Here is a 2,442-nt window from a genome sequence, read left to right as displayed (position 1 = left end):
AAATAAGCTTGTTTGTTAAAATTTAGCACGATTTTTTTTCTTGGGTACTATGAGATTTTAGCTTGATGACTATGTGACGGTCCCCCCACTTAAAAAAGTATATTGAATCACTAATTAGATGCGTATGATATATTTGAAAAGCGCCCTGTAAACAGGGCGCTTTACTCCAACCTAATGACTAATATTAGCAGTTGGGTATAATGTTGTTCCTCCAATTGAAACCTTTATTTCATTTGTTAACGGAACATTTTGTTCATTAATAATTGTTCTCCACCATTCCCATGCAAGACCTGTACATTCTCTCGCTACGACTTTTACATTTTTTGAATTCGGTGGAAGTAGTATGACTGTAGAGAAATGAGCAGTTTTGTCTCTGCCGCTTCCTTCCCAAGTTTTATGTGTTAGTACTTCTTTCCCATTTTGATCATATGAGAATTCATCCCAAGATACATCAAATTGAGCAACATATGCACCGTAATGATCAAGCGTCATTTTAGCACTTGAATATTCTGTAGTTGTAGTCTCAATATAATCTGTATTGTTATGAACGGCAGCAGTTGAATTATCTTTTAAGAAAGTGCTCGTATATGAAATTGGGTATGCTGGATTTTTAAGACTTAATCCTGCATTATCTTTAATGATATTTCGTATTTCATTAAAATCTTTTGTAACAACCTTGTTATGCTCTTTCGCATCTCCGCCTAATACTACGGCGGTAAAGGTACTGTCTTCAAAAATACCTTTGTACTGTCCACTCGTTTCGACGCTGTTGTTCTTAAGTAAGGCTTTAAAGGCAGCTTGTACATCTTTGCTCTTAGATGTTGTTTCTAATTTCACATAAATTGTTCTACCATAAGCTACATTTGACACCATAACAGGCGGAGCCACATTACTTACCCCTTTACGAGTTAACTCATCAAAAGTAACACTATTATCAAAAAGATCTGATGGATTGTTAGGTAGTTCAGCACTTACGGTATAAAATATTTGCTTATATGCCGCAACCATCACTTTTTTCTCTCCATTTGCAATCGCATTAAAATCAATGTTCAGTGAATTGTCAAGATATTTAGCGTTAACATTAAGAGCACTTGCTATTTGAGATTTACTATAAACCATAGATTCTGTATACTGCATTCTTGCAGGTAACGTATGTGTTGTTGAATACTTTTCATTCCAAGTAGATACTAAATCATCTACTGCTCCAGACACATTACCATACGTTGGGTTTTGGACAGTTACTGTATTTTCTTTTCTCATGCCAGGTAAGTCTATACTAATATTTAAGGGTTTTCTCTTAGCCACTAATAAACTAGGTTGATTATCTGCAAAAGCTTTATTTGCAAGTTGTACTGCTCCTGGATAAGTACGATTAGCCACAGAATCAATAATCGAAATATCGACTGGTGACGTTGTAAGTGATTTTTTCTCACGCTCAACTACTACAAATTTACCATTTGAATTCATACTTTCTTTCGGAACGAAACTCTCTACTTTATCACCATTTACTGCTAAAATATCTCTACTATCATACTTTAAACTTGCTATACCAGTATTAATGCCAATAGCATTTTTGGTTGCATCATTTGCATTACCTGTTTGTGCTTCCGCGAAGGAAATAGATGAATAATTAATAGTGCATAAACTAACTAATAAACATGCTAGGAATTTTATTCTTTTATTGTTTTTCTTAATTTTCAGAAAAATCACCTCGTTCTTTTTTGCATTAAGATCTGATAATGCTTTATAAATGATTGCTAAATAATAAACTTACATAAATGCTTTTAAAAGCTCTTGAACTAATGGAATTACTCCACCTAAAAATTTCAAGACTGCCATTGCAATTTCCATATTATCCCCTCCTCTTTTGTTGTTGCTAAGATATGATTTATCTTTATGCCTTTATTATAGTAAGCGCTTACATTATTATCAACACATTCTTATATGCAATATTACATATAAGAATGTGTTGATAATAATAGCGTTAAACATATTTTTCATTCGCAGATATTAGTCTTCCATGAAAACATAAGTAAATATTTTGTATGCAAATCCTAATCTATTAACGACTCCAGTTTACACGTAGAATCGGGGGAAATACGGATATATTGGGGGCCCGTCCCATATCCATCAGGCTAAGATTTTGAATTAACCCACAACGAAAATTTGATATCTTTACGGTTATTTCTGTGAACTCAGCTCATTTTTTACGTTTGGGGAAAATCTACTCTGATGAGGTTGATGGGCATAGGACGGTACCACTTAAATAGAGGTTCAAACACAAAAATAGGCTGTGGAGAAGACTTTCTCCACAGCCTGAGAAAACACTTCTCTAAAGATAGAGAAGTGTTTTTCCTTCATTATTGATTAGAGCTAGAAGATTGTGATTGTTTTGCAGCTGCTTGTGCATTTTGTTTTTTCAATGCATGCACATCCGTTTCA

General features: G+C 33.9%; 1 protein-coding gene and 1 pseudogene. Both read right to left on the bottom strand.

What is annotated here, in order from left to right:
* Positions 1–171: 171 nt before the first annotated feature.
* Positions 172–1,710, bottom strand: a complete 1,539-nt coding sequence (locus V7038_RS26080) for a thiol-activated cytolysin family protein (RefSeq protein WP_335695857.1) — start codon at positions 1,708–1,710, stop codon at positions 172–174.
* A 650-nt stretch (positions 1,711–2,360) separates the two neighbouring features.
* Positions 2,361–2,442 (bottom strand): annotated as a pseudogene (locus V7038_RS26075) (gamma-type small acid-soluble spore protein); the annotation flags it as partial.

This window comes from Bacillus sp. JJ783 (assembly GCF_036963225.1).
In the GTDB taxonomy this organism is placed as follows: Bacteria; Bacillota; Bacilli; order Bacillales; family Bacillaceae_G; genus Bacillus_A; species Bacillus_A cereus_U.
This window is presented reverse-complemented; position numbering and strand designations above follow the sequence as displayed.